Origin of the sequence: Pseudomonas leptonychotis (assembly GCF_004920405.1) — a bacterium.
GTDB lineage: Bacteria > Pseudomonadota > Gammaproteobacteria > Pseudomonadales > Pseudomonadaceae > Aquipseudomonas > Aquipseudomonas leptonychotis.
Genome location: NZ_RFLV01000001.1, coordinates 645,629 through 668,714 on the forward strand (window position 1 = coordinate 645,629; position 23,086 = coordinate 668,714).

17 protein-coding genes and 1 pseudogene are annotated in these 23,086 nt (G+C 60.3%); 11 read left to right on the forward strand and 7 right to left on the reverse strand.

The window, feature by feature from the left end; translation table 11 throughout:
- Positions 1-65 precede the first annotated feature (65 nt).
- Positions 66-440, forward strand: coding sequence for a histone-like nucleoid-structuring protein MvaT (mvaT, locus tag D8779_RS02925; RefSeq protein WP_136662965.1), 375 nt, complete (start codon positions 66-68; stop codon positions 438-440).
- A 101-nt stretch (positions 441-541) separates the two neighbouring features.
- Here the strand turns inward: mvaT and sbcB are convergent, their stop codons facing one another.
- Positions 542-1,972: an exodeoxyribonuclease I gene (gene sbcB, locus D8779_RS02930; RefSeq protein ID WP_136662966.1), complete on the reverse strand. Its 1,431-nt coding sequence runs from the start codon at positions 1,970-1,972 to the stop codon at positions 542-544.
- 208 nt (positions 1,973-2,180) lie between these two features.
- On the opposite strand from sbcB, the gene D8779_RS02935 reads away from it, so the two are divergent.
- Genes D8779_RS02935 through D8779_RS02960 form a run of 6 tightly spaced genes read left to right on the forward strand, consistent with a single transcriptional unit; the run spans position 2,181 to position 9,142 of the window.
- A complete protein-coding gene (locus D8779_RS02935; protein WP_136662967.1) occupies positions 2,181-2,903 on the forward strand; it encodes an RDD family protein in 723 nt (240 codons plus the stop codon).
- Positions 2,900-3,880: a stage II sporulation protein M gene (locus tag D8779_RS02940; protein WP_136662968.1), complete on the forward strand. Its 981-nt coding sequence runs from the start codon at positions 2,900-2,902 to the stop codon at positions 3,878-3,880. The genes D8779_RS02935 and D8779_RS02940 overlap by 4 nt, the downstream gene beginning before the upstream one ends.
- A complete protein-coding gene (locus tag D8779_RS02945) occupies positions 3,867-5,438 on the forward strand; it encodes a DUF4129 domain-containing protein (protein WP_136662969.1) in 1,572 nt (523 codons plus the stop codon). Before D8779_RS02940 ends, D8779_RS02945 begins: the two co-directional genes overlap by 14 nt.
- On the forward strand, positions 5,435-6,685 hold the full coding sequence (locus tag D8779_RS02950; protein WP_136662970.1) for a DUF4350 domain-containing protein: 1,251 nt from the start codon (positions 5,435-5,437) through the stop codon (positions 6,683-6,685). Before D8779_RS02945 ends, D8779_RS02950 begins: the two co-directional genes overlap by 4 nt.
- The gene (locus tag D8779_RS02955; protein WP_205895778.1) at positions 6,682-7,785 is read left to right on the forward strand and encodes an AAA family ATPase; all 1,104 of its coding nucleotides are present in this window, start codon (positions 6,682-6,684) and stop codon (positions 7,783-7,785) included. Before D8779_RS02950 ends, D8779_RS02955 begins: the two co-directional genes overlap by 4 nt.
- 25 nt (positions 7,786-7,810) lie before the next feature.
- Positions 7,811-9,142 (forward strand): DUF58 domain-containing protein, encoded by a 1,332-nt coding sequence (locus D8779_RS02960; RefSeq protein WP_136662971.1) that lies wholly within the window; start codon positions 7,811-7,813, stop codon positions 9,140-9,142.
- Positions 9,143-9,375: 233 nt separating this feature from the next.
- Here the strand turns inward: D8779_RS02960 and D8779_RS02965 are convergent, their stop codons facing one another.
- The 3 genes from D8779_RS02965 to D8779_RS02975 all read right to left on the reverse strand — a co-directional run bounded on the left by D8779_RS02965 (position 9,376) and on the right by D8779_RS02975 (position 11,504).
- Complete coding sequence (locus tag D8779_RS02965) at positions 9,376-10,113, reverse strand: nitroreductase family protein (protein WP_136662972.1); 738 nt, start codon at positions 10,111-10,113, stop codon at positions 9,376-9,378.
- 274 nt (positions 10,114-10,387) lie between these two features.
- Complete coding sequence (locus D8779_RS02970; RefSeq protein ID WP_136662973.1) at positions 10,388-10,870, reverse strand: glutathione peroxidase; 483 nt, start codon at positions 10,868-10,870, stop codon at positions 10,388-10,390.
- Positions 10,871-11,018: 148 nt separating this feature from the next.
- Positions 11,019-11,504: an FKBP-type peptidyl-prolyl cis-trans isomerase gene (locus D8779_RS02975; protein WP_136662974.1), complete on the reverse strand. Its 486-nt coding sequence runs from the start codon at positions 11,502-11,504 to the stop codon at positions 11,019-11,021.
- Here D8779_RS02975 and D8779_RS02980 point away from each other — a divergent pair.
- The 4 genes and pseudogenes from D8779_RS02980 (at position 11,473) to D8779_RS02995 (ending at position 16,239) form a co-directional block, all read left to right on the forward strand.
- Positions 11,473-11,822, forward strand: a pseudogene (locus D8779_RS02980) (DUF3565 domain-containing protein). The gene D8779_RS02975 and the pseudogene D8779_RS02980 overlap by 32 nt on opposite strands.
- A gap of 21 nt (positions 11,823-11,843) precedes the next feature.
- Positions 11,844-13,031 carry an acetate kinase gene (locus D8779_RS02985; RefSeq protein ID WP_136662976.1) on the forward strand — a complete coding sequence of 396 codons (1,188 nt, stop codon included), beginning with the start codon at positions 11,844-11,846 and terminating at the stop codon, positions 13,029-13,031.
- Between the two features lie 10 nt (positions 13,032-13,041).
- Positions 13,042-15,135 (forward strand): phosphate acetyltransferase, encoded by a 2,094-nt coding sequence (gene pta, locus D8779_RS02990; RefSeq protein ID WP_136662977.1) that lies wholly within the window; start codon positions 13,042-13,044, stop codon positions 15,133-15,135.
- A gap of 198 nt (positions 15,136-15,333) precedes the next feature.
- A complete protein-coding gene (locus D8779_RS02995) occupies positions 15,334-16,239 on the forward strand; it encodes an acyltransferase (RefSeq protein ID WP_136662978.1) in 906 nt (301 codons plus the stop codon).
- A gap of 31 nt (positions 16,240-16,270) precedes the next feature.
- On the opposite strand, the gene D8779_RS03000 is transcribed toward D8779_RS02995, so the two are convergent.
- The 3 genes from D8779_RS03000 to D8779_RS03010 all read right to left on the reverse strand — a co-directional run bounded on the left by D8779_RS03000 (position 16,271) and on the right by D8779_RS03010 (position 23,076).
- On the reverse strand, positions 16,271-18,418 hold the full coding sequence (locus tag D8779_RS03000; RefSeq protein WP_136662979.1) for a putative bifunctional diguanylate cyclase/phosphodiesterase: 2,148 nt from the start codon (positions 18,416-18,418) through the stop codon (positions 16,271-16,273).
- A 71-nt stretch (positions 18,419-18,489) separates the two neighbouring features.
- Positions 18,490-22,248: a response regulator gene (locus tag D8779_RS03005; RefSeq protein ID WP_136662980.1), complete on the reverse strand. Its 3,759-nt coding sequence runs from the start codon at positions 22,246-22,248 to the stop codon at positions 18,490-18,492.
- A gap of 171 nt (positions 22,249-22,419) precedes the next feature.
- Entirely contained in the window at positions 22,420-23,076 is a 657-nt protein-coding gene (locus tag D8779_RS03010) for a YiaD family glycine zipper/OmpA-like lipoprotein (RefSeq protein WP_136662981.1), read from the reverse strand.
- Positions 23,077-23,086: the final 10 nt, after the last annotated feature.

Consider the following 23,086-nt stretch of genomic DNA (forward strand, 5'->3'; position numbering starts at 1 on the left):
TGTGAAAAGTGCCTGACTACTATTGCTATCACTTAATAGCCAATCCCGAATACAGGTAACCCAACATGTCGTTGATCAACGAATACCGCGCCACCGAAGAAGCCATCAAAGAACTGCAAGATCGCCTGAAAAACATGTCACAAGACGACAAGCTGAAAAAAGAACTGGAATTCGAAGGCAAACTGCGTGCGCTGATGGGTGAATACCAGAAGTCGCTGCGTGACATCATTGCCATGCTCGACCCGGACGCCAAAGGCAGCAAAGCTATCCGCGCCAACAAAACTACTGGCACTAAGCGCGCCCGTAAAGTTAAGCAGTACAAGAACCCGAACACCGGTGAAGTGATCGAAACCAAAGGTGGCAACCACAAAACGCTGAAAGAGTGGAAAGCCAAGTGGGGCGGTGACGTCGTTGAAAGCTGGGCCACCCTGCTGGGTTAAACCTGCCGTACGCAATACCCGCTTTAACTAAAAACGCCAGCGATGCTGGCGTTTTTTATGAGCGCGATTTCAGTAGCGCCATCAGTATTTACCCATACAAGCTATAGGGCATAACGCTGGCGTAACTGCTCTGCATAATCACGCCACTCCAGCAAAATAGCTTGTTGCTCCGCGCTAACATCTGGAAGTACCGCGGCCAGTGCCTGACTGAACTGCTCAAGCGTATTCGGCGCACCATATTCGGGCTTACTCAAGCGCTGTTGGCAAAATACCCACCAACGTTGTTGCTCTTCAGCGCTCAATGTCGCAGCAAAGTTGCGTGCGCGGTAACGAAACAATAGCTCCGGTAACCGACCATCATCAAATGGCCAGGCCGCTTCGGCCAAACGCTGCGGCTCGGCACGTCGTACCTGTTCACACAGCCGGCGATCACGATCACCCATAAAGCCATCGTATAGTTGCTGTTCCGGGTCTTGGTTAGCGGCGAACGGCTCCTCGGCATACACCTGCGCAAGTTTGTCCTGCCACAACCCTGGACTACCCCGCAATTGCTCAGCCTGCGCCTGATAAGCCGGCACATTGAGCTGCAGACGCTGAATATCTTCCGCACGCAATACATTCATCGGCGCAACAACCGGGCAGCGGTTGATATGCAGCAACTTCAACGACACCGGCAATTCACCCGCGGCCAATTGATCGCGGCGCGTATACAGGCGCGTGCGCAATGTTTCAGCAGACTCATTGAGCAGCGGCGAGATATCGGCCTGCAGATCACAAACAATCAACGCATTGCGGTTACGCGGATGCCAGGCCAGCGGCAACACCACAGCCAGGTAATGCCGCGCCCCGGCATAACGCCCGGAGATATGCACCAAGGGTTGCAACAGGCGTATTTGCTCCTGCACGCGCTGTTTGCTGCGCAGCTGATAGAGGTAGTCATAGAGTTTGCGTTGTTTGTTGCGCAGCAAGCGTGCCAACGCGATGGTGGCCCGCACATCGGACAACGCATCGTGCGCCTGACCATGCTCGATGCCATTGGCAGCGGTCAGGCGCTCCAGCTTGAGCGTCACCCGCCCCTCTTCTTCAGGCCAGACGATGCCTTCCGGGCGCAATGCATAGGCCGTACGTACCAGATCGATCAGGTCCCAGCGGCTATTGCCGCCCTGCCATTCACGGGCATAGGGGTCGAAGAAGTTGCGGTACAGGCTATAGCGCGTCACTTCATCATCGAAACGCAGGCTGTTGTAGCCGACTCCGCATGTGCCGGGCTGCGAGAGCTCAGCATGCACACGGCTTATAAACTCGGCCTCACCCAGGCCATGCTGCGCCAGCTTGCCCGGGGTAATCCCGGTCACCAGGCAAGCGGCGGGATGCGGCAAAATATCGTCACTGGGCTGGCAGTAGATGTTCAGCGGCTCAGCGATTTCATTGAGCTGCTCATCGGTGCGAATTCCGGCGACCTGCAGCGGTCGGTCGCACCGCGGGTTAATCCCGGTGGTTTCGTAGTCATACCAAAAGAGGCTGGAAGTCACAGTAACTCCTGATGTTGAGGCGCAGGCAGTCTAGCACCTGGCTTGCGCTGCGCAGAACGCGCACAACCCCTGCAGCTCGCGAGCTGATGCCCCCCCGTAGGCGGACTCACTGCGAATAAATACGGTTAACGGCTCACTCTGTGACAGCGCCGGTTGCTTCCCTGCCTGCTGCTGGCTAGCATCGGGCTTTCCCCGACGCAGTTTGCCGATGTCGCCCACGCCAACTTCTGTTTCAGTCGCCTCTCGCCCGCTGCTGGATACCCGCTATAAGGTGGAAACACCCGAAGGCATCGACCTAATCCTGCGCCCGGCGGGTTTAGTGCCGCGCGCGCTGGCATTCAGCATTGACCTGCTGATTCGCGGTGCGCTGCTCGGTGCATTGTTTGCCGTGCTGGCGCTGCTCGGCCAGTTCGGCATGGGCCTGGGCACCATCCTGCTGTTTCTCGTGACTTGGTGGTACATGGTGCTGTTTGAAGTGCTCAACCAGGGCCGCTCACCCGGCAAACAGATGATGGGCCTGCGAGTTATTCATGACGACGGTACGCCAATTGGCTGGGCCGCCTCATTAACTCGTAACCTGCTGCGTTTCGTCGATATCCTGCCGTTTGGTTACACCTTGGGCATTCTCAGCTGCCTTAATCACCCGGCGTTCAAGCGCTTGGGCGACATCGCCGCCGGCACCCTGGTAGTCTATCGCGACAACGCCTCCACAGCCCCCGAGCTGCCGCAAGCTGAAGCCCTGCGTGCGCCGTTCACTATGAGCTTGAGTGAGCAGCGCGCCCTGCTCAGCTTTGCCGAGCGCAGCCAGAGCCTGTCCAGCGCACGCCGCCAGGAACTGGCGAGTATTCTGGCCGAACCCTTGCAGGTGCCCGCCGAGCAGGCTGAACAGCATATCCACGGTATTGCCCGTGGTTTGTTGGGGCCGACATGAAACAGAGCCTGTTTGAAAATCAGCACCAGAGCGACTGGCAAGCCTTCAGCACCCAGCTCGAAGCCCTTGAACGTGGTAAAGCCGATAGCCAGCAGTGCAAAGCCTTTGCCGCCAACTACCGCAGCCTGTGCCAGCAGCTTGCCCTGGCGCAGAGCCGGGGCTACAGCAGCCACCTGATCGAGCAGTTGCAGCTGCTGGCCATGCGCGGCCATCAGCAGTTCTATCGCCACCGCAGTCCACTGGGGGCGCAACTGCTGGGGTTTATCCTGGCCGGTTTTCCGCGCTTGGTCCGCGCCGAGTGGCGTTTTGTCGTCGCCGCCTGCCTGCTGTTCTTCGGCAGCCTGCTCGTCATGGGCACCTTGGTGTATTACTTCCCCGATCTGGTCTACGGGGTAATGGCCCCTGACCAGGTCGCCGAGATGGAAAAGATGTATGACCCCGATGCCAGGCGTATCGGCCGCTTCAGCGAACGCGACTCCGGTGATGACTGGATGATGTTCGGCTACTACATCATGAACAACATCGGCATCGCCTTTCAGACCTTTGCCAGCGGGCTGCTGTTTGGTCTGGGCAGCCTGTTCTTCCTGCTGTTCAACGGTCTAATGATTGGCGCAGTGGCCGGTCACCTGACGCAGATCGGCTATGGCGAAACTTTTTGGTCGTTCGTCGTTGGCCACGGCGCGTTCGAGCTGACCGCCATTGCTCTGGCCGGTGCGGCCGGCCTGAAACTCGGCTGGGCACTGCTGGTGCCCGGCCGCCTGCCACGCGGTGACGCGCTACGCATCGCCGCCGGTAGCAGCGTGCGGTTGGTCGGCGGAGTGATCGTGTTTCTGCTGCTGGCGGCGTTTATCGAGGCCTACTGGTCATCCATGAGCCTGGCCAGCCCCGCGATCAAATATGCAGTCGGCGGCGCGCTTTGGCTGCTGGTGCTGGCCTATCTGTTGTTGGCCGGCCGAGGTGTGCATGCGCCTGACTGATGCCAGCGTAGTCATCCGCCCGCGTAGCGCCTGGGAGGCCGTCGACCTTGGCGTGTTATTGGCCAAGCAGCACGCCGGGCTGCTGATGGCCAGCTGGGCGCTGGTGACCGTGCCTATTTTTGCCCTGCTGTGCCTGCTGCTGTGGGATTACCCAAGCATCGCCCTGCTGATTTTCTGGTGGCTGAAACCCGCTTATGAACGCCTGCCGCTGTATATCCTTTCGCACGCCTTATTCGGCGCCACACCCAGCCTTAAGCAGGCACTGAAAGCCCTGCCGGGCCTGCTCAAGCCGCAACTGCTGGCCAGCCTGACCTGGCGCCGACTGAGCCCCACACGCAGCTTCGACCTGCCCGTCATGCAGCTCGAAGGCCTGGCCGGCAAGGCCCGCAACCAGCGCCTGGTGGTGCTCGGTCAGCGTGATGCTGGCGGTGCCAGCTGGCTGACCGTAGTCGGCATGCACCTGGAAATGGCGCTGTGGTTCGGCAGCATCAGCCTGTTCTACATGCTCCTGCCGGCGCAAATGGAGCTGAACTGGACTTGGGAAAGCCTGGTCAACGCTGCCACGGGCGAGTGGCTGTGGCTGGAACACCTGTCCAACCTGATCTATGTCCTGCTGCTGATCCTCTGGGAGCCGATCTATGTGGCCTGCGGCTTCACCCTCTATTTGAACCGGCGCACCGCCCTGGAAGCCTGGGACATTGAGCTGGTGTTCCGCCGCTTGCGCCAACGCCTGACTGGCGTGGCCTATGCCCTGCTGCTGGGCTGCGGCCTGTTGCTCATGCACATGCCAAACAGCGCTATGGCTGCTACCAGCAGCTGCCCGCTGCCGATTGAAGACCTCACGGGGCCAGAGGCCGAGCGCCTGCTCAAACAACCGCTGACCAGCCTGGAAGCGCAGGACAGCATCAGCCAACTGCTCGATCAGCCTCCCTTTGAACACCGCGAAACCGTTACCCGCTGGCGCTTCGGCGAAGAACCCAAGGAGCCCAGCGAAGAAGACGTCAAAGCCCTGATCGAGCTGCTGGAGAAGTTCTTCAAGCTCACCGAACTGTGGAAAAGTGTCGATGCCGTAGCGCTGTTCTTCGAGGTGTTGCTGTGGGCCGCGCTGTTCAGCCTGATCGCCTGGCTGCTGTGGCGCTACCGCGACTGGCTGAGCGCCTTTGCCGGGCGTCTGCGCTTGCCACAAGCACGTAAATACCAACCGCCAGAACAGCTGTTCGGCCTGGAAGTGGCGCCGCAAAGCCTGCCTGCCGATATTCCTGGCGAAGTTGAACGGCTCTGGGATGAGCAACCACGCGCCGCCCTCGGCCTGCTCTACCGCGCCCTGCTCAGCCGCATGCTGCATGAACAGCGCCTGCCGCTGAAAAGTGCGCACACCGAGGCCGAAGTGCTGCAACTGGTGCAGGCACTGCAGCAGAAAGACCTTAGCCACTTCAGCCAAGCCCTGACCCGCCACTGGCAGAACCTTGCCTATGGCCACCGCCTACCGCCGGCGGCGCTCAAGCAAGGCTTATGCAATGCCTGGCGACGGTTATTCGAACAAGGGGCGCAGGCATGAGCCGGCGTATCCAGTTTTTTCTCGGTGCAGGTCTGTTGCTGGTAATCGGCCTGCTCGGCATTTACCTGCTGGGTAAACTCACGCCCTATCAAGAAACCCTCGAACACGGTCCCGACCCCGAGGCCCGGGCCAACCCCTACCTGGCCGCCGAACACTTCCTGCGTAAGCAGGGCTTAAAAGTGCAACGCGCCGACGGCCTGGAGGTCATGAAAGACCTGCCGAGTGTCGGGCAAACGTTGCTGCTGCTTGGTGATCGCAACCGCATGACACCCAAGCAGGCCGAACGCCTGCTGGCCTGGGCCGGCAAAGGCGGTCACCTGCTGTTTGTCGCTGAACGGCTGTGGGATGAAGAGGACGGTAAAAGCGGCGACCTGCTGCTCGACAGCCTGGGTATCCAGCAATACGAGAGCGAAGAGCTCGATGAGGACGCCAGCGAAGCAACGGATGAAGAGGCCTCAACCGAGAACGAGCCCGACGCCGAGCAATCAGCCGAGTCCATGCCTGAAGAAACTTCGGCAACTGCAGACGAAGACAACGCCTACCCAGAGCTGACCCAGCTCTATCTGGAAAACGAAGAGGCGCCGGCCTACTTCAGCTTCGATACCGACTTCCACCTCTACGACGCCGAGAACCGTGCCCACGCCTGGGCCAACAGCGATGCGGCCACCCACCTGCTACAGCTCTACCATGGCGATGGTTTGATCAGCGTGGTCAGCGACAGCTGGATCTGGCAGAACCAGGGCATCGGCGAGTACGACAACGCCTGGCTGCTCTGGTACATGACCCAGGACAGCCAGGTCACCCTGCTCTATCGCGCCGACCGCGATGACCTGTTCAGCCTGTTGCTCGAACACTTCCCGCAGGCACTGATCGCCTTGGCGCTGTTGCTGGCATTTGGCCTATGGCACCTGGGCATGCGCCAGGGGCCGCTGCTATTGCCTGCCAGCCGCAATCGCCGACAACTGCAGGAACACCTGCGTGGCAGCGCCGATTTCCTGTTGCGCCACAACGGCCAACACAGCCTGCTGCAAGGCTTGCAGCAGGACATTCAGCGCCGTGCCCGCCACCGTCACCCCGGTTTCGAAAGCCTCGCGGTCGCCGAGCAGTGGCAGATCCTTAGCCGTCTGACCCGCCAGCCTTCCAGCGTTATCAGCCAAGCCATGCGACCGTTGCCCAAGCAGCGACTGGCCGCCGCCGACTTCACCCGCCAGGTCGCCAACCTGCAAACCCTCAGGAATGCCCTATGAGCGAAAACACGCCCGAACAGCCGGAAAGCGAAATCGAACCGGCTGCCGTAACCCCCGAGACCGCCACCGAAACACCGGCCGCGGCACCCGTTGCGGCACCAGCGCCAGCTGCCCCGGCAGCCGCTGCGGCCAATCCAAATGCTCAGCGTCAACGCGCCAGCCAGCTGGCTCAGGCGCTACGCGCTGAGTTGCAGAAAGCCCTGATCGGCCAGACGGCGGTGATTGACGACGTGCTTAGCGCGCTGATCGCCGGCGGCCACGTACTGGTCGAAGGCGTTCCCGGCCTCGGCAAGACCCTACTGGTTCGCGCTCTGGCGCGCTGTTTTGGCGGCGAGTTCTCACGCATCCAGTTCACCCCGGACCTGATGCCCAGCGACGTCACCGGTCACGCCGTATACGACCTGCAGAGCGAACAGTTCAAGCTGCGCAAAGGTCCGGTTTTTACCAACCTGCTGCTGGCGGACGAAATCAACCGCGCCCCGGCCAAGACTCAGGCCGCACTGCTGGAAGTCATGCAGGAGCGCCAGGTGACGCTTGAAGGCCGCGCCCTGAACGTGCCACTGCCCTTTATGGTGCTGGCCACGCAGAACCCGATCGAACAGGAAGGCACCTACCCGCTGCCGGAAGCCGAGCTCGACCGCTTTATGCTCAAGCTGCGCATGGACTACCCCGAGCAGAGCGAAGAGCTGAACATGGTCCGCCAGGTGGCGCGCTCCAGCAAAGCCGACATGCTCGAAGTAACCCCACTGCGCACCCTGCTGCAGGCCCGCGACGTACTGGCGCTGCAGAAAATAGCCAGCGACTTACCGATTGATGAGCAGGTGCTCGACTACGCCGTGCGCATTGCCCGCGCCACCCGCACCTGGCCGGGCCTGGCCATCGGCGCCGGGCCGCGCGCCTCGATTGCCCTGGTACGTTGCGGCCGCGCCCGCGCCCTACTGCGCGGCGGCGATTTCGTGCTGCCGGATGACATCAAAGGCTGCGCTCTGGCCGTGCTACGCCATCGCGTTCGCCTGTCACCGGAGCTGGATATCGAAGGCCTGTCGGTGGATCAGGTGCTGCAACAACTGCTCAGCCAGGTTCCGGCACCGCGCCTATGAAGCACGCATTGAAAGGCGCTACGGCATGAAACCCTCGCGCGCGTTGCTGGCGCTGCTCGCCGGCCTATTCGCCCTCGGTATTGTGCTGGGCATCTGCAGTGCTCTGGCCATCGCCGTGCCGCGCAGCTTTACCCCAATCTACTGGGGCCTGCTGTTGGTGCTGCTTGGCTTAGCCCTGGTCGACGCCCTGCTGCTGCGCCAAGTGCCCTCGCCGCGCCTCGAGCGCCAGCTGCCCGGCAACCTGCCGCTGGGGCGCTGGAGTGACGTGCGACTGAACCTGCACCACACTTACAACCGTGCGCTACAGGTAGAGGTGTTCGACCACCTGCCCGGCGATATGGCCTTCGAACACCTGCCACTCAAGGTTGACCTGCACCCAGGTGAACAGACCCAGGTCAGCTACCGGGTGCGCCCGTTACTGCGTGGACATTTTCATTTCCCTCAGTGCGAAGTCAGCCTGCCCAGCCCCATGGGCCTATGGCGCGCCCGTCGTTATCTGCCGTTGGCCGGCGAAACCCGCGTCTATCCGGACTTCGCCCGCCTGTACGGCGCACAGCTAATGGCGGTGGATGACTGGCTCAGCCAGCTTGGCGTGCGCCAGCAGCAACGTCGCGGCCTGGGCCAAGAATTCCACCAGTTACGCGAATTCCGCGACGGCGACACTCTGCGGCAAATCGACTGGAAGGCCACCGCGCGCAAACGTGTACCGATTGCCCGCGAATATCAGGACGAGCGCGACCAGCAGATTATCTTCCTACTCGACTGCGGCCGGCGCATGCGCAGCCAGGACGGCGAGCTGTCGCATTTTGATCACGCCCTCAACGCCTGCCTGCTGCTCAGCTATGTGGCGCTGCGCCAGGGCGATGCGGTGGGCCTGTCGACCTTTGCCAGTGAGCAGAACCGCTTCCTCGCCCCGGTGAAAGGCCAGGCGCAGCTGAATGTGCTGCTCAATGCCCTGTACGACCTGCACAGCACCCAGCAACCGGCGGATTTCACCGCTGCCGTGGAAAACCTGCTCAGTCGCCAGCGTCGCCGCGCCCTGGTGGTGCTGGTAACCAACCTGCGTGATGAGGATGATCAGGCGTTGCTCGGCGCGGTTAAACGCCTGGGCCGCCAACACCGCGTGCTGGTCGCCAGCCTGCGCGAAGAAGTGCTGGACACCCTGCGTCACACCCCGGTGCAGGATCTTTCCAGCGCCCTGGATTACTGCGGCACCCTAGATTACCTGAATGCTCGCGCCGGCCTGCACGAACGCCTGATTGCCAACAAGGTGCCGGTGCTGGACGCCCGTCCGAGCGAACTGGGTCCACAGCTGGTGAGCAGTTATTTAGCCTGGAAAAAAGCCGGCGTACTTTAAGGGTCTGACTGGGATCTGCTGCGCGTCGGCCCTGCTGCGTTAAAAGCAGACTCAGCAAGCCGCTGGCGGCTAACGCGCTTTAGCGCGACCCGAAGGGCGAGTGAAACGAGTAATGCTCATGTACAAAAGTACACTCCGCTTCCTCGCCGTTTTGACCAGCCGGAGGCTGTTACTACGTAGCGCCTTGCAGGACTCTAGCTCGCGAGATCCGAAACCATCTCGCGAGCTAGAGCCTATAGCCAGGTGACGTGCTGCTCCAACGGAAAGCGCAGGCGCGGGTTGTACACGCCCTTCTCATCCTGCTTACCCACCGCCAGCAGCATGATCGGCAACGCCTGGCGCGGGATGCTCAGGGTCTTGCGCAGGCGCACCTCATCGAAGCCTTCCATCGGGCAGGTGGCATAGCCATGGCTCTGGAAGGCCAGCATCAGATTCTGCGCCGCCAGTGCCGTGGACTTCACCGCCCAGATGCGCATCTGCGCGCGGCTGTTGGGCGCGCGCATCAGTGGTTTGCGCCAGGCGGCAACGCGCAGCAACTGACGCTTGAACAATCCAAGCAAGCCAAATGGCCCCTGATTGTATTGAAAGGGTGCGGTCTTGTTATAGAAGCTGCGAATCCGCGCCGGCACTTCGGGCTCTGGCCAGTAGTCGATTACGTTCTGGCAGGCCTGCTTCCAGGTATCAGGCCGCGCCAACACGGCGATGATCAGGGGTGCCTTGGCGGCGTTTTGGCTCATGCAGATGGGGTGTAAGCGTGCCAGCAGCGCGGGATCGCGAATCACCTGAAAGCTCCAGGGCTGCAGGTTGCAAGAGTTGGGCGCGAGAACCGCCAGTTCTAAGCAATCTCGCACCACCTCATCGGGCACTGTTTCGGCGGTAAAACGACGCACTGCACGGCGACTCTCGATCAGCTCGCGCAGCGCAGCGGGGTTGGCGGGGGAAATGGCAGTGTCGGCAGGAAACAGACTCATCGGGGACATCCTCGGCAGATCAGCCGATTAAGCCGCGATGCCTGGCCGCGAACAAGCCATGTACCGGCTTAGTCCGCAGCCTTGGCACAAATGGCCTGTTCACGATCTGCTGCGCGTCGGCTGAACGGCCTCGGCAAGCCGCTTGCGGCTAACGCGCTTCAGCGCGACCCGAAGGGCGAGTGAAACGAGTCATGCTCATTTACAGCTGTAAACTCCGCGCCCTCGGCCGCTTTCGCCACCGTTCATCTCTAGCTCGCAAGATCGTGAAAGACTATTAACCTAAAGCCTTTTCGATGGCCTGAATGATGCTCGGATCATCCGGTGTGGTGCGCGGCGAGAAGCGCGCCAGCACGCGACCGTCATGGCCAACCAGGAACTTCTCGAAGTTCCAGGTGATATCACCGGGAAACTCGGCGCCTTCACCCGCAAGCAAACGGTACAACGGGTGACGCTCAGGGCCGTTCACCTCAAGCTTGCTGCCCAACGGGAAGGTCACGCCGTAGTTGAGGCTGCAAAACTCACGGATCGCTTCCTCGCTGTCGGGCTCTTGCTCGGCAAACTGGTTGCACGGCAGGCCCAGCACGTTGAACCCCTGGTCTTTGTATTGCTGATAGAGTTTTTCCAGGGCGGCGTACTGCGGCGTCAGGCCACACTTGGAGGCCACATTGACCACCAGCACCACCTGCCCCTTAAAGGGTGCCAGTGGCAGCTCTTGGCCATCCAGGGCACGTAGGTTGAGGTCGTGAAAGGCACTCATGTTTAACTCCTTGAGAACACATGGACTACGCATAGCGGACAAAAAAGGCGCCTCTATGAAGGCGCCTTTCTTCTGTAGCAGCTTAGCAGTCAAGCCAGCGGTTGATACGACCATAAGTCGACTCGCGGCGATGACATAAGACTAAGACTTAGTGGTGATGACCACCTTCACCGTGAACATGGCCATGGGCAACTTCTTCTTCGCTGGCATCACGCACGTCAACAACCTTAACTTTGAAGTGCAGGCGCTGACCGGCCAATGGGTGGTTGCCGTCAACGATCACGTCGTCGCCGTCCAGCTCACGCACGGTCACGATCTGCATGCCGCCGTCGGGACCGGAGGCGTGGAACTGCATGCCCACTTCCAGCTCATCCACACCTTCAAACATCGAGCGGTTGAGGGTGGCGACCAGTTCGGCGCTGTATTCGCCGTAAGCGTCTTCCGGCTCAACGGCGACATCCAGCTCATCGCCAACTTGCTTACCCAGCAGGGCTTTTTCCAGACCACCGATGATGTTGCCAGCACCGTGCAGATAAACCAGCGGCGCGCCGCCTTCGGAACTATCGATCACCTCACCGGCATCGTTAGTCAGGGTATAGTCGATGGAGACGGCCTTATTGGCGGCGATCAGCATGGGGCGAGACCTTTTGCTTGGAAATAAAGAGCGGGCAAGTTTACCCAAGGGCACGCGCGAAAGCGAACCGCACACAGACGGACGGCCTGTATGGCCTTAGTGCGCTTGCTTGATTTTCGTCAGGATGAGCATGGCGACTGGGTGGCAGTATTGTCCTGCGGCCATACCCAGCACCTGCGTCACCAGCCACCCTGGCAAAACCGCGCATGGGTGCTGGATGCTCAACAACGTCGCGCGCAGCTGGGCAAACCTTTCCCGTGCGGCTGGTGTACGGCTGAACACGCGGCAAACGAAGCTGCCGCTCAGCGCCCGAAATAAGAGTTAAACAAGGAGCGGTAAATGCCGGCACGCAACATTCTAGTCATCAACTGCGGCAGCTCGTCGATCAAGTTTGCCCTGGTCAACCAAGACCATACGTCATTCGCCCTGAGCGGTATTGCCGAGCGCCTTGGCAGCGCCGACGCGCTGGTGCATTGGCAGCAAGATGGCAACAAACAGAGCCTGACGCTGCCTCACGCCGATCACAGCGCCGCCCTCGCCCAGGTATTACCTCTGGTTCAGGCCGCCGCTGGTAACACGCTACAGGGTATAGGTCATCGCGTGGTGCATGGCGGCGAGCACTTCACCGCCGCCTGCAGGCTGGAGCACTCGTCCATCGCCGCAATCCACGCCACCGCCACCTTGGCCCCACTGCATAATCCGGCCAACCTTCTGGGTATAGACGCCGCCATCAAGCTGTTCCCAAGCCTGCCCCAGGTGGCCGTGTTTGACACGGCCTTCCACCAGACCCTGCCCGAGCACGCTTATCGCTACGCTCTGCCTGAACAGCTGTACCGCGAACACGCTGTGCGCCGTTATGGTTTTCATGGCACCAGCTACCGCTTTGTCAGCCAACGCGCCGCCGAACTCACGGGGCTGGCCTTTGATGCCAGCAGCTGGCTGGTCGCGCATCTGGGCAACGGTTGCTCAACCTGCGCCATCGTCGATGGCCAGAGCCGCGACACCAGCATGGGCCTGACACCGTTGGAAGGTGTGGTGATGGGCACGCGCAGCGGCGATGTCGACCCTAATCTGCACAGCCATCTGGCGCGGACGCTGGGCTGGAGCCTGGAGCAGATCGAGGCTGTGCTCAATAGAGACAGCGGCTTGCTAGGCCTGTCCGGACTGTCGAACGACATGCGCACCCTGGAGCAGGCCCGTGAGCAGGGTCACGCCGGTGCGACCCTGGCCATTGAGGTGTTTTGCTATCGCCTCGCCAAGTCGCTGGCCGCCATGAGCTGCGCCCTGACCCAGCTCGACGGGTTGATCTTCACCGGCGGCATCGGCGAGAACTCCGCACTAATCCGCAGCAAGACCATCGCCCATCTCAAGTTGCTTAACCTGGCGCTCGACAGCCAGGCCAACGCCAATACCGTGCGCGGTTTGGCTGGACCTATCCAGGCCCACGGCCATCCGCGCGTACTGGTGGTGCCGACCAACGAAGAACGACAAATCGCCCTCGAAACCTTGGCGTTACTCGACACCTAACGGAGCTCCTATGCACACCTTTTTTATTGCCCCCACCGGTTTTGGTGTCGGCCTGACGTCGATCAGCCTCGGCCTGGTCGGCGCCCTGGAGCGTGCCGGGCTCAAGGTTGGCTTCTTCAAGCCCATTGCCCAGCCGCATCAGGGCGATATGGGCCCGGAACGTTCGAGTGAGCTGATCGCCCGCACCCATGGCCTGCACTCACCCAAACCGCTGGCCCTGGCGCATGTCGAGCGCATGCTCGGCGACGGCCAGCTGGATGAGCTGTTGGAAGAAATCATCAGCCTCTACCAACAAGCGGCTGAAGGTAAGGACGTGGTAATTGTCGAGGGCATGGTGCCCACGCGCCAGGCCAGCTACGCCGCACGGGTCAACTTTCACCTGGCCAAGAGCGTGGATGCCGAGGTGATTCTGGTCTCGGCACCGGAGCAGGAAAACCTTAGCGAGTTGTGTGACCGGGTGGAAATCCAGGCCCAGCTGTTCGGTGGGCCCAAAGACGAAAAGGTGCTCGGGGTAATACTCAACAAGGTGCGCAGCGAAGACGGCATCGAGGCATTCACCGAGCGCCTAAAAGAGCTTTCGCCACTGTTCAAGAGCGATGACTTTCGCCTACTCGGCTGCATCCCTTGGCAAGACGAGCTAAATGCCCCACGCACCCGTGACATTGCTGACCTGCTCGGCGCGCGAGTGTTGAATGCCGGTGATTACGAACAACGGCGCATGCTCAAGATCGTGCTCTGCGCCCGCGCCGTGGCCAACACCGTACAACTGCTCAAGCCCGGCACTCTGGTGGTAACGCCGGGCGACCGCGACGACATCATCCTCGCCGCCAGCCTGGCCGCGATGAACGGCATGCCGCTGGCCGGCCTGCTGCTGTGCAGCGACTTCGCCCCAGACCCACGCATCATGGAGCTGTGCCGTGGCGCGCTGCAGGGTGGTTTGCCCGTGATGACGGTGAGCACCGGCTCTTACGACACCGCAACCAATCTCAACCGCCTGAACAAGGAAATTCCGGTCGACGACAAAGAACGTGCGGAAACAGTCGCCGACTTTGTCGCCAGCCATATTGACCACGAATGGTTGTTCGCCCGCTGCGGTACGCCGCGCGAGCTACGCATGTCGCCACCGGCGTTTCGTTATCAGCTGGTGCAACGCGCCAAAGCGGCGAACAAACGCATCGTTCTACCCGAAGGCAGCGAGCCGCGCACCGTGCAAGCGGCTGCTATCTGCCAGGCACGCGGCATTGCCCGCTGCGTGCTGCTGGCTAAACCGGAAGACGTGCACGCGGTCGCTCGCGTGCACGGTATCGAACTGCCTGAAGGCCTGGAAATTCTCGACCCTGATCTGGTCCGCGAGCGCTATGTCGAGCCCATGGTCGAGCTGCGCAAAGGCAAAGGCCTGAACGCGCCGATGGCCGCCGCACAACTCGAAGACACCGTGGTGCTGGGCACCATGATGCTCGCTCTGGATGAAGTCGACGGCCTGGTTTCCGGGGCGATCAACACCACCGCCAACACCATCCGCCCGGCGCTGCAGCTGATCAAAACCGCGCCCGGCTACAAGCTGGTGTCGTCGGTGTTCTTTATGCTGCTGCCCGACCAGGTCCTGGTGTATGGCGACTGCGCGGTAAACCCCGACCCAACAGCGGTGGAGTTGGCGGAAATTGCCCTGCAAAGCGCCGCTTCAGCGAGCGCCTTCGGTATCGTCCCGCGCGTGGCCATGCTCAGCTACTCCACGGGTGACTCGGGCAGCGGAGAAGAAGTCGAGAAAGTCCGTGAGGCCACGCGCTTAGCGCAAGCCAGTGCCCCACAGTTGCTGCTCGACGGCCCGCTGCAGTACGACGCGGCGGCGATTGAAAGCGTCGGCAGGCAGAAAGCCCCCAACAGCCCGGTCGCCGGCCGCGCCACCGTGTTTATCTTCCCTGACCTCAACACCGGCAACACCACTTACAAGGCCGTGCAACGCAGCGCTAATTGCGTCAGCGTCGGGCCCATGCTGCAAGGCTTGCGTAAGCCGGTGAACGACCTGTCTCGCGGTGCGCTGGTCGACGATATTGTCTACACCATCGCCCTGACCGCAATCCAGGCCGCTAACTTGCCGCAATAGCCATACCATCCGGGCCGGGAATACCGGCCCGCCGAAGATTTAACGCTAACAGCGGCGATATGCAGCAATAACCAACGTTTCGAAAGGTTTGCAGTTCAATACACACACGTTAACCTGTGCGCCGACCGATCTGTGGTGGAAAACCACAGACATAGATAAGCCTGGCCTAGGCCCACTTCTTGGAGGCACCCGTCCCCCATGCTGCATTTTCTGCCTGCTCCGCTGCGCGGCCTGATTGCTGGCCTGCTGCTCGCCCTCAATACATTGATCTGCTGCTGGCCATTGTTTATCGGGGCCCTGCTCAAATTTTTGCTTCCAATCCCCAAAGTGCATCGCGCGCTGCGCTTTGGCATGCATGCCACTGCCGAGTTTTGGATTTCCACCAACAAGTTCTGGATGAACCAGGTGGGCCGCACGCACTGGGATGTGGCCGGGCTGAACGGTCTCGACAAACAGCACTCCTACCTTGTCACCAGCAACCACCAGAGCTGGGTCGATATTCTGGTGCTGCAATACCAGTTCAATCACCGCATCCCATTTCTCAAGTTCTTCCTCAAGCAGGAGTTGATCTGGGTGCCGGTGATTGGCTTGTGCTGGTGGGCGCTGGAGTTTCCTTTTATGAAGCGCTTCAGCAAGGAGTACCTGGCTAAACACCCTGAGAAACGCGGCCAGGACCTGGCCACCACGCGTAAAGCCTGCGAACGCTACAAGACCAACCCGGTGTCGGTGTTCAACTTTCTCGAAGGTACGCGCCTGTCACCGGCTAAGCATGCGCAGCAGCAATCACCCTTCAAACACCTGCTCAAACCCAAGGCCGGCGGCATTGCTTTTGTGCTGGATGCCATGGGGGAGCAGCTACACAGCCTGGTCAATGTCACCATTTACTACCCGCAGGGCACCCCCGGATTCTGGGACTTACTCTGTGGGCGAATTGAGCAGGTGGTGGTGCGCGTCGATCAGGTGCAGATTCCTGAGGAGTTTATTGGCGGTAACTACGACCAGGACGACGCCTATCGCCTGCAGTTTCAGCAGTGGGTCAATCAGCTGTGGTTAGACAAAGATGCCGAGCTTGATGAGTTGAAGCAACAGTTCCCTACGCGCTGAAACGCCGCACAGACTAGCAACCCAAGCCCGCCTACTCAGCGGGCTTTTTAATGTGCGGCAGGTTGTGCCAATCCAGGTGTGCGGGGAAGCTCGTGACCTGCTCGACGCTCAACCCCGGCGCGACCAAAAAGCCCTGCATGATCGCGCAGTTGTGCGCCGCCAACCAATCACGCTGGGCCATGGTTTCCACCCCTTCGGCAATCACCTCAAGCCCCAGGTTACGGCCCAGGTCGATGATAGTGTTGACCACCGCAGCATCACGCGGTGACTCGAGCATATTGGCAATAAACAGGCGGTCGATTTTCAGCGTATCCAGCTCGAAATGGCGCAGGTAGGCCAACGACGAGTAACCGGTACCGAAGTCATCGATGGCGATTTTCACCCCCAGTTTGCGCAGCTGACGCAGTTGTTCCTGGCTGGCTTCCAGGTCCTGCATCAGCGCACTTTCGGTGACTTCCACCTCCAATTGCTGCGGGTTCAACTGGTGCTCTTCGAGTACCCGGCGCAAGTCCTCAACCAGTTGCGGCATACCAAACTGCACAGGGCTGACATTCAAGCTGAGCACCAGCTCGGTGCCATATTGTTGGCTCATCTGCCGGCACTGCTCGACACCCGCACGGAAAATCCAACTGCCCAGGCGGTTGATCAGGCGCGTTTCTTCCAGTAGGGGAATAAACACTCCGGGGGCGATAGTGCCCGCGACCCGATGCTGCCAGCGCAACAAAGCCTCGAAGCCGCGCAAGCGTCCACTTTCGAGGTAAATCTGCGGTTGATAGACCAGCACAAAATCGTCATTTTCGATGGCGTTGCGCAGGCTTTCCTCGAGCATCAGCCGTGAACGTGCGCGGCCATTCATTTCCGGAGAAAAGAAGCGGTATTGCTGGCGACCCGCACGTTTAGCCTCATACATGGCCATATCCGCTGCACGCAGCAAGCCTTCGACGGTTTGCCCGCACTCAGGGAAGCAGGCAATGCCGACACTCGCACCCAGGGTTACTTCAACACCGTCGAGAATGTGCCGCACCGACACCTGCTCGATCAGTTTTTCGGCGATACGCGCGGCGTCTTCGGGATGCTCCAGGCTGTCGAGCAACGCGGTGAACTCATCACCACCAATACGCGCCAAGCTGTCATAGGGGCGCAGGCTGGCCTTGAGCTGCTCACCGACCAGCTTAAGCAAGCGGTCGCCAACATCGTGACCGAGTGAATCATTAATGCGCTTGAAGCCATCCAGATCGAGGTAAAGCACCGCCATGCGCTGGCCGCTGCGCTCAATGCGTGACAGTGAGGCGTCCAGCGCCTGGTAAAAACCACGACGATTGAGCAGGCCGGTCAGGGCATCGGTAATCGCCTGCGACTCCAGCTGCTGATGCAGGTGGCGCACCACTGACATATCCAGCGCCATCACCACCATGGCGTGCTGCACGCGCGGCAAGGGCGAGCAGGACAACGCCACCGGCACCTGCCCGCCACTCAACGTGCGCAGGTTGGCATCATGCAAGCGATAGGCTTCCCCGCGCAGCCACTGTTGGTAGAACTCGGACATGCGCCATTCGCACGTCACGTGGGGGGTGATCAGGTAGGAGAGCATTTCGCTGCCTTCCAGATCGCTGATCGTGCCCTCAAGCATGCGCGCCATGGCCGGGTTAGCAAAGTTGATGCGGCCGTCATCTCCCACCACCATGATACCTTCGGCGGCGTTGTCCAAAACCGATGCATTGAAGGCGCGCGCTGAATCCAGTTGCTGAGTCAGTTGTAGCAACTCGCCGCGATGGCGTTCGTGTTCAAGCAGGGCATGAATCTTGTGGCGCAAGACGCTGGGATCAAACGGCTTGAGCATAAAGTCCACTGCACCCGTGGCGTAGCCCTTGAGTACTGAATCCTGGGTTTGCGCGATGGCGGACACGAAGATGATCGGGGTAAAGCGGGTACGCGGATTGCCGCGCATGAGTCGGGCTACTTCGAAGCCATCCATAAGCGGCATTTGCACATCCAGCAGCACCAGGCCGACATCCTCTTCCAGCAAGCACTGCAGGGCCGCTTCGCCCGAGCTAACACAGCGCAGTTGCCAGGCGCCTTCTTCCAACAGCGCTTGCATGGCTTCCAAATTTTCCGGGCGGTCGTCCACTACCAACAACGTCTGCGTCCGGGGTGCAATTTTCAGCTGCACATGTGCCATATCATCTCCCTTATCCCTGGCGAGCGCCTTGCGGCTCCTATTGCGGTTCAGGTTAGCAGGCTGTGGCAAAACTATTGCGCAGGCGCTGCTGGCTCCTCGATTGACCTCGCATGTGGGTCGGCAGCCGTCAGCCAGCGCACCAGTAACTCCAGCAAGGCTTCGCGGCTGACTGGTTTGGCCAGGTAGTCATCGGCGCCAGCGGTGATGCATTTTTCCCGATCACCTTTCATCGCATGCGCAGTCAGGGCAATGATCGGAATGCTGCAGCCGTGCTCGGTTTTGAGCAGCCGCGTAGCGGTGTAGCCGTCCATGACCGGCATGGCCATGTCCATCAAGATCAGGTCGAAGGGCTCACGCTCGTAGCAGTTGATGGCTTCCTTACCGTCTTTGGCCGAGCTGATGATTAGCCCGGCCTCGTCAAGCAGCGCGGTCAGGGCATAGACATTACGCACATCATCATCCACCAACAGTACACGCCGCCCCTCCAACGGATTCCTGCCTCGATTGTTCTCCGCCTGTGAGGGTGCGCGCACGCTACCGAGGAAGCCCTGCACTGCCTCACTCAACGCCTGCATGTCCTCACCATGCTTGTGCACCACCACCGCGCTGTAGCGGCGTAAGCGTTGTAACTCCTGACGGGTCACATCAACACCGGTATTGATCACCACGCGCGTACCATTCAGCGGGCGCTGGCGATTGAGCGTTTCCAACAGCTCAAAACCGTCCTGATCCGGTAAATCCAGGTCGATCACCAAAGCACTGAATTCACCACTGGCATACGCCTGCTGCGCTTCATCGGCGCGCGCGCAGGCCTGCACATCGAAACCCAGTTGATGCAGATGCTCACGGTAATGCTCGCGCTCGACCTCAACGTCCTCGACCAGCAACAGGCGCTGCATCCGATGTGTGTCGACATGCTGCAGGTCGACAAACACTTGTTCCAGATCCGCTCGTTGAATCGGTTTAACCAGGTAGCGCGTGCCGTCATCATTCCAGTCTGCCGGTTGCGGCACGCAGGAGATGATATGCACGGGGGTGCTGCGGTGGTTGGCGTGCCCACGCAGACGACGGAACAGCTGCCAGCCGCTGATGTCCGGTAACAAAATATCCAGGATCACCGCGCTGAACCGCTCATTTTGCAACAGGTTGAGTGCCTGCCCTCCCGTGCGGCAATGCACACTGGCGAAGCCATGGGCATGGGCTGCGTCGGCCAGCACCGCAGCAAAATTCACATCGTCTTCGACAATCAGTACAGCCGGGCCTTCACCGCTGCGTTGCGGCGCCTCAGTTGCTGGCTCCGCCGGGGGCTGCGCCACCACCCGCACGGGCAGCTGCACGGTAAAGCAGGAACCTTCACCGGGTGCACTCTGCAGGCTGATCTCGCCGTCCATCGCCAGCACCAATTGGCGGGTAATCGCCAGCCCCAGCCCGGTGCCGCCAAAGCGCCGGCTGGTGGAGCCGTCGATCTGCTGGAAGGCTTGAAAGATTTGCTCATGCTGCTCTGCAGCAATGCCAATACCGCTGTCACGCACGCTGAAGCTAAGCAATTCATGCCCCTCTTCCGGCTCACCGCTGGCGCAAGAAACAGTCAGGCAGACCTCACCGTGCTCGGTGAACTTGAGGGCATTGGACAGCAAGTTGCGCAGGATTTGCTGCAAGCGGATGCGGTCGGTGTGAATCACCCGTGGCACGCCGGCTTCCAACTGAGTGTGCAGGCGCAGGCCCTTGATTTCGGCCATTGGCCGCAAACTCGCATCCAACTCGACGAGAATATCTTGCATGGCCAGCGGTTCGAGCTTGAGTTGCATACGTCCGGACTCGACCTTGGCCAGATCCAGCACATCGTTGATCAGCTGTAGCAGATCGCTGCCAGCACGGTGGACGATATCGGCATGTTTGGCCTGTTTCTCAGTCAGATTGCCGGCGCTGTTCAGACGTAACTGATCACTGAGAATAAGGATGCTATTGAGCGGTGTGCGCAGCTCATGGGACATGTTGGCGAGAAACTCCGACTTGTACCGGTTCGCCAGAATCAATTGCTCAGATTGGTCGCGCAGGCGTTGCTCGGCGGCCTTGCGCTCGCTGATATCGATAATCACCGCCTGCACCAACGCATCTTCACCACTGCTAATGGGCGAAAACCCAACTTCCAGCGGAATAAGCTGGCCATCGCGGTGCTGGCCAAAGAGTTCACGGTTATTACCCATACGCCGCGGCTCCGGGTGGCTCTGGTCCCCCTGGAGCATCGGCACATGGCTACCCCACAGGGCGGTGGGCAAGAGAGTTTTTATCGATTGTGACAACAAGGCCTCACGGCCATAGCCAAATAACTGTTCGGCTTGACGGTTAACCATGGCGATACAGCCTTGCTTATCAACCAGTACGATGGCGTTAGGCGAGGCCTCAACCACTAGACGGAAACGCTCTTCAGCCCCCCTGCGAGCGCGCAGGTCAATCAGGTTGATCAGGTACTTGGCCCCAGCGGAATAGTCCAACACGCTCAAACTCAGCGCTACGGGTATCTCTTCGCCAAGGTCACGACGCGCCTGGTATTCATTGACCAGTTCAGCGCTGTCGTGGTCGCTGGCCAGCACACTCAGCTGCTCAACGGTCGGTAGGAAGCGCTTGACCCGCTCCCCCACCAACCCTTCCGTTGTTGAATCGAACAAATCAGCCGCACTGCGGTTGGCCATCTCGATGCGCCCCTGGGCGTTACACAGCAAGGTTGCCACGGGCAAACGCTCGACCAGCAGGCGAAAACGCTCCTCACGTTCACGTAATTTATCGGTAGCCTGGTGATTGGCGCGCAGCTCGCGCTCTCGCAAATACAGGTAGCCACCGACCAATAAGGACAGCAACACGGCTGCCACCAAACCGATCCATAAACTGATGCTGCCCTGGCTGGGCAACGCCGCCTCATAGACCGCCGTGCTGGTCACTTGCAGTACCCAGTTACGCCCATACAGCGGTAACTCCAGCTCATGCTGAAAGCGGGGCGCTGAGCCAGCACCCTGCGCTGCAGCGCTCTGCAGCAGGCTTTGCGCGGCCTGCTGATCCTTGATTGCCACATCAAAACGCTGGCCCTGGGCGCCGAGAATACCCTCCATCAGATCACTGCTGCGAAACGCACCATGCACCACGCCGAGCAGGGCAGCCCGACGCTCTTCGGCAGTACTCTGAGGCATGCTGGGCAGGTACACCGGCAGGTATAACAACACCCCTCCCTGGACATTGGCCTCGGTCTCCTGACGTAGGGTAACTGGCGCACTGAGGATCGCCTGCCCCCCGTCAATGGCTTGCTCGATAGCGGCGCGGCGCACCGACTCGCTGAGCATGTCAAACCCCAACACGCGGCGGTTTCGCCAATCCAATGGGCTGATGTAATCAATTAACAGGTAGTGCTCACGCGCGCCCGCTGGAAAAGGCCTGAAATCGGCTCGCCCTTGGGTCTGCTGGCCCGCAAGGTAAGCATCAAGCTGATCGGCGCTTAGGAAACGGGACCACGCCAAAGCCAGAATGCCTGGATAGCGATCCTGTAACTGCAACTGGTCGAGAGCACGCTCCCATTCGGCTAGGGAGACATGATCGCTACCGCTCATCAGCCCCGAGACGCCACGCAACACCATTTCATAGGCTTGCATGCGACTGATCACCCGCTGGCCAATGTCCTGCGCCTCCAGCTCAAAGCGCTGCTGACTCTGCTCACGCTCACGCTGCTCAAGAACCTGCCACTGCCAGACAACGAGTGCCCCCAAGCCCAAGAATAAGGCCAGGGTGACCCACAATGGCAGCCAAGGTTTACGTGGGGTATCTGCATGCCGGTCGTCCATGAGCTCTCCAGTTTTCATCCATGCCTGGCGCTGCCAACAGGCCGTTGCGCCAGCGGTTTTGCAACCTATGCCAGCAGTCTAGTCACGATTCGCACAGGCGTACGAGTCAAAAAACGAGCATAAAAAAGCCGCGCATTCGATTAAATGCGCGGCTTTTTTGAAGCCCTGCGGTTACAGCGGGCGCAGGTTAATTTCTACCCGGCGGTTCTGCGAGCGACCTGCTTCAGTGCTATTGCTGGCAATTGGCTGGTTCGGGCCCGCGCCATAGGAAGACAGTCGCGAAGCCGGAACACCATTGGCACTCAGGTAAGACGCTACGCTCTGAGCCCGGCGATTAGACAGATTCTGGTTCAGCTCAAGTGAGCCGGTGCTGTCGGTATGGCCAACAATATCCACGCCGTTCTTGTTGAACTCTTTGAATACTGTGACCAGCGAGTTGAGTGTTGGGTAGAAGCCGCTGGAGATATCCGCTGAGTTGCTGGCAAAGGTGATATTGCCCGGCATGATCAGCTTCAGCTCATCGCCATTGCGCTGCACCTGCACCCCAGTGCCCTGCAGGGTCTGGCGCAACTTCGCTTCCTGGGTATCAACGTAATAACCGTAACCACCGCCTGCCGCACCACCAACTGCAGCACCAATCAAGGCACCTTTACCGCGGTCCTTCTTGCTGGACGTGGCGGCGCCAATCACCGCGCCGGTCACTGCACCGACACCACCGTAGATGCCGGCTTTGCCCGCCTCACGCTCACCGGTGTAAGGGTTGGTGGTACAGCCGGCGAGCACGCCAATACCGAGGGTAACAACAGCCAGATTTCGCCACAGTTTCATGCGTACTTCC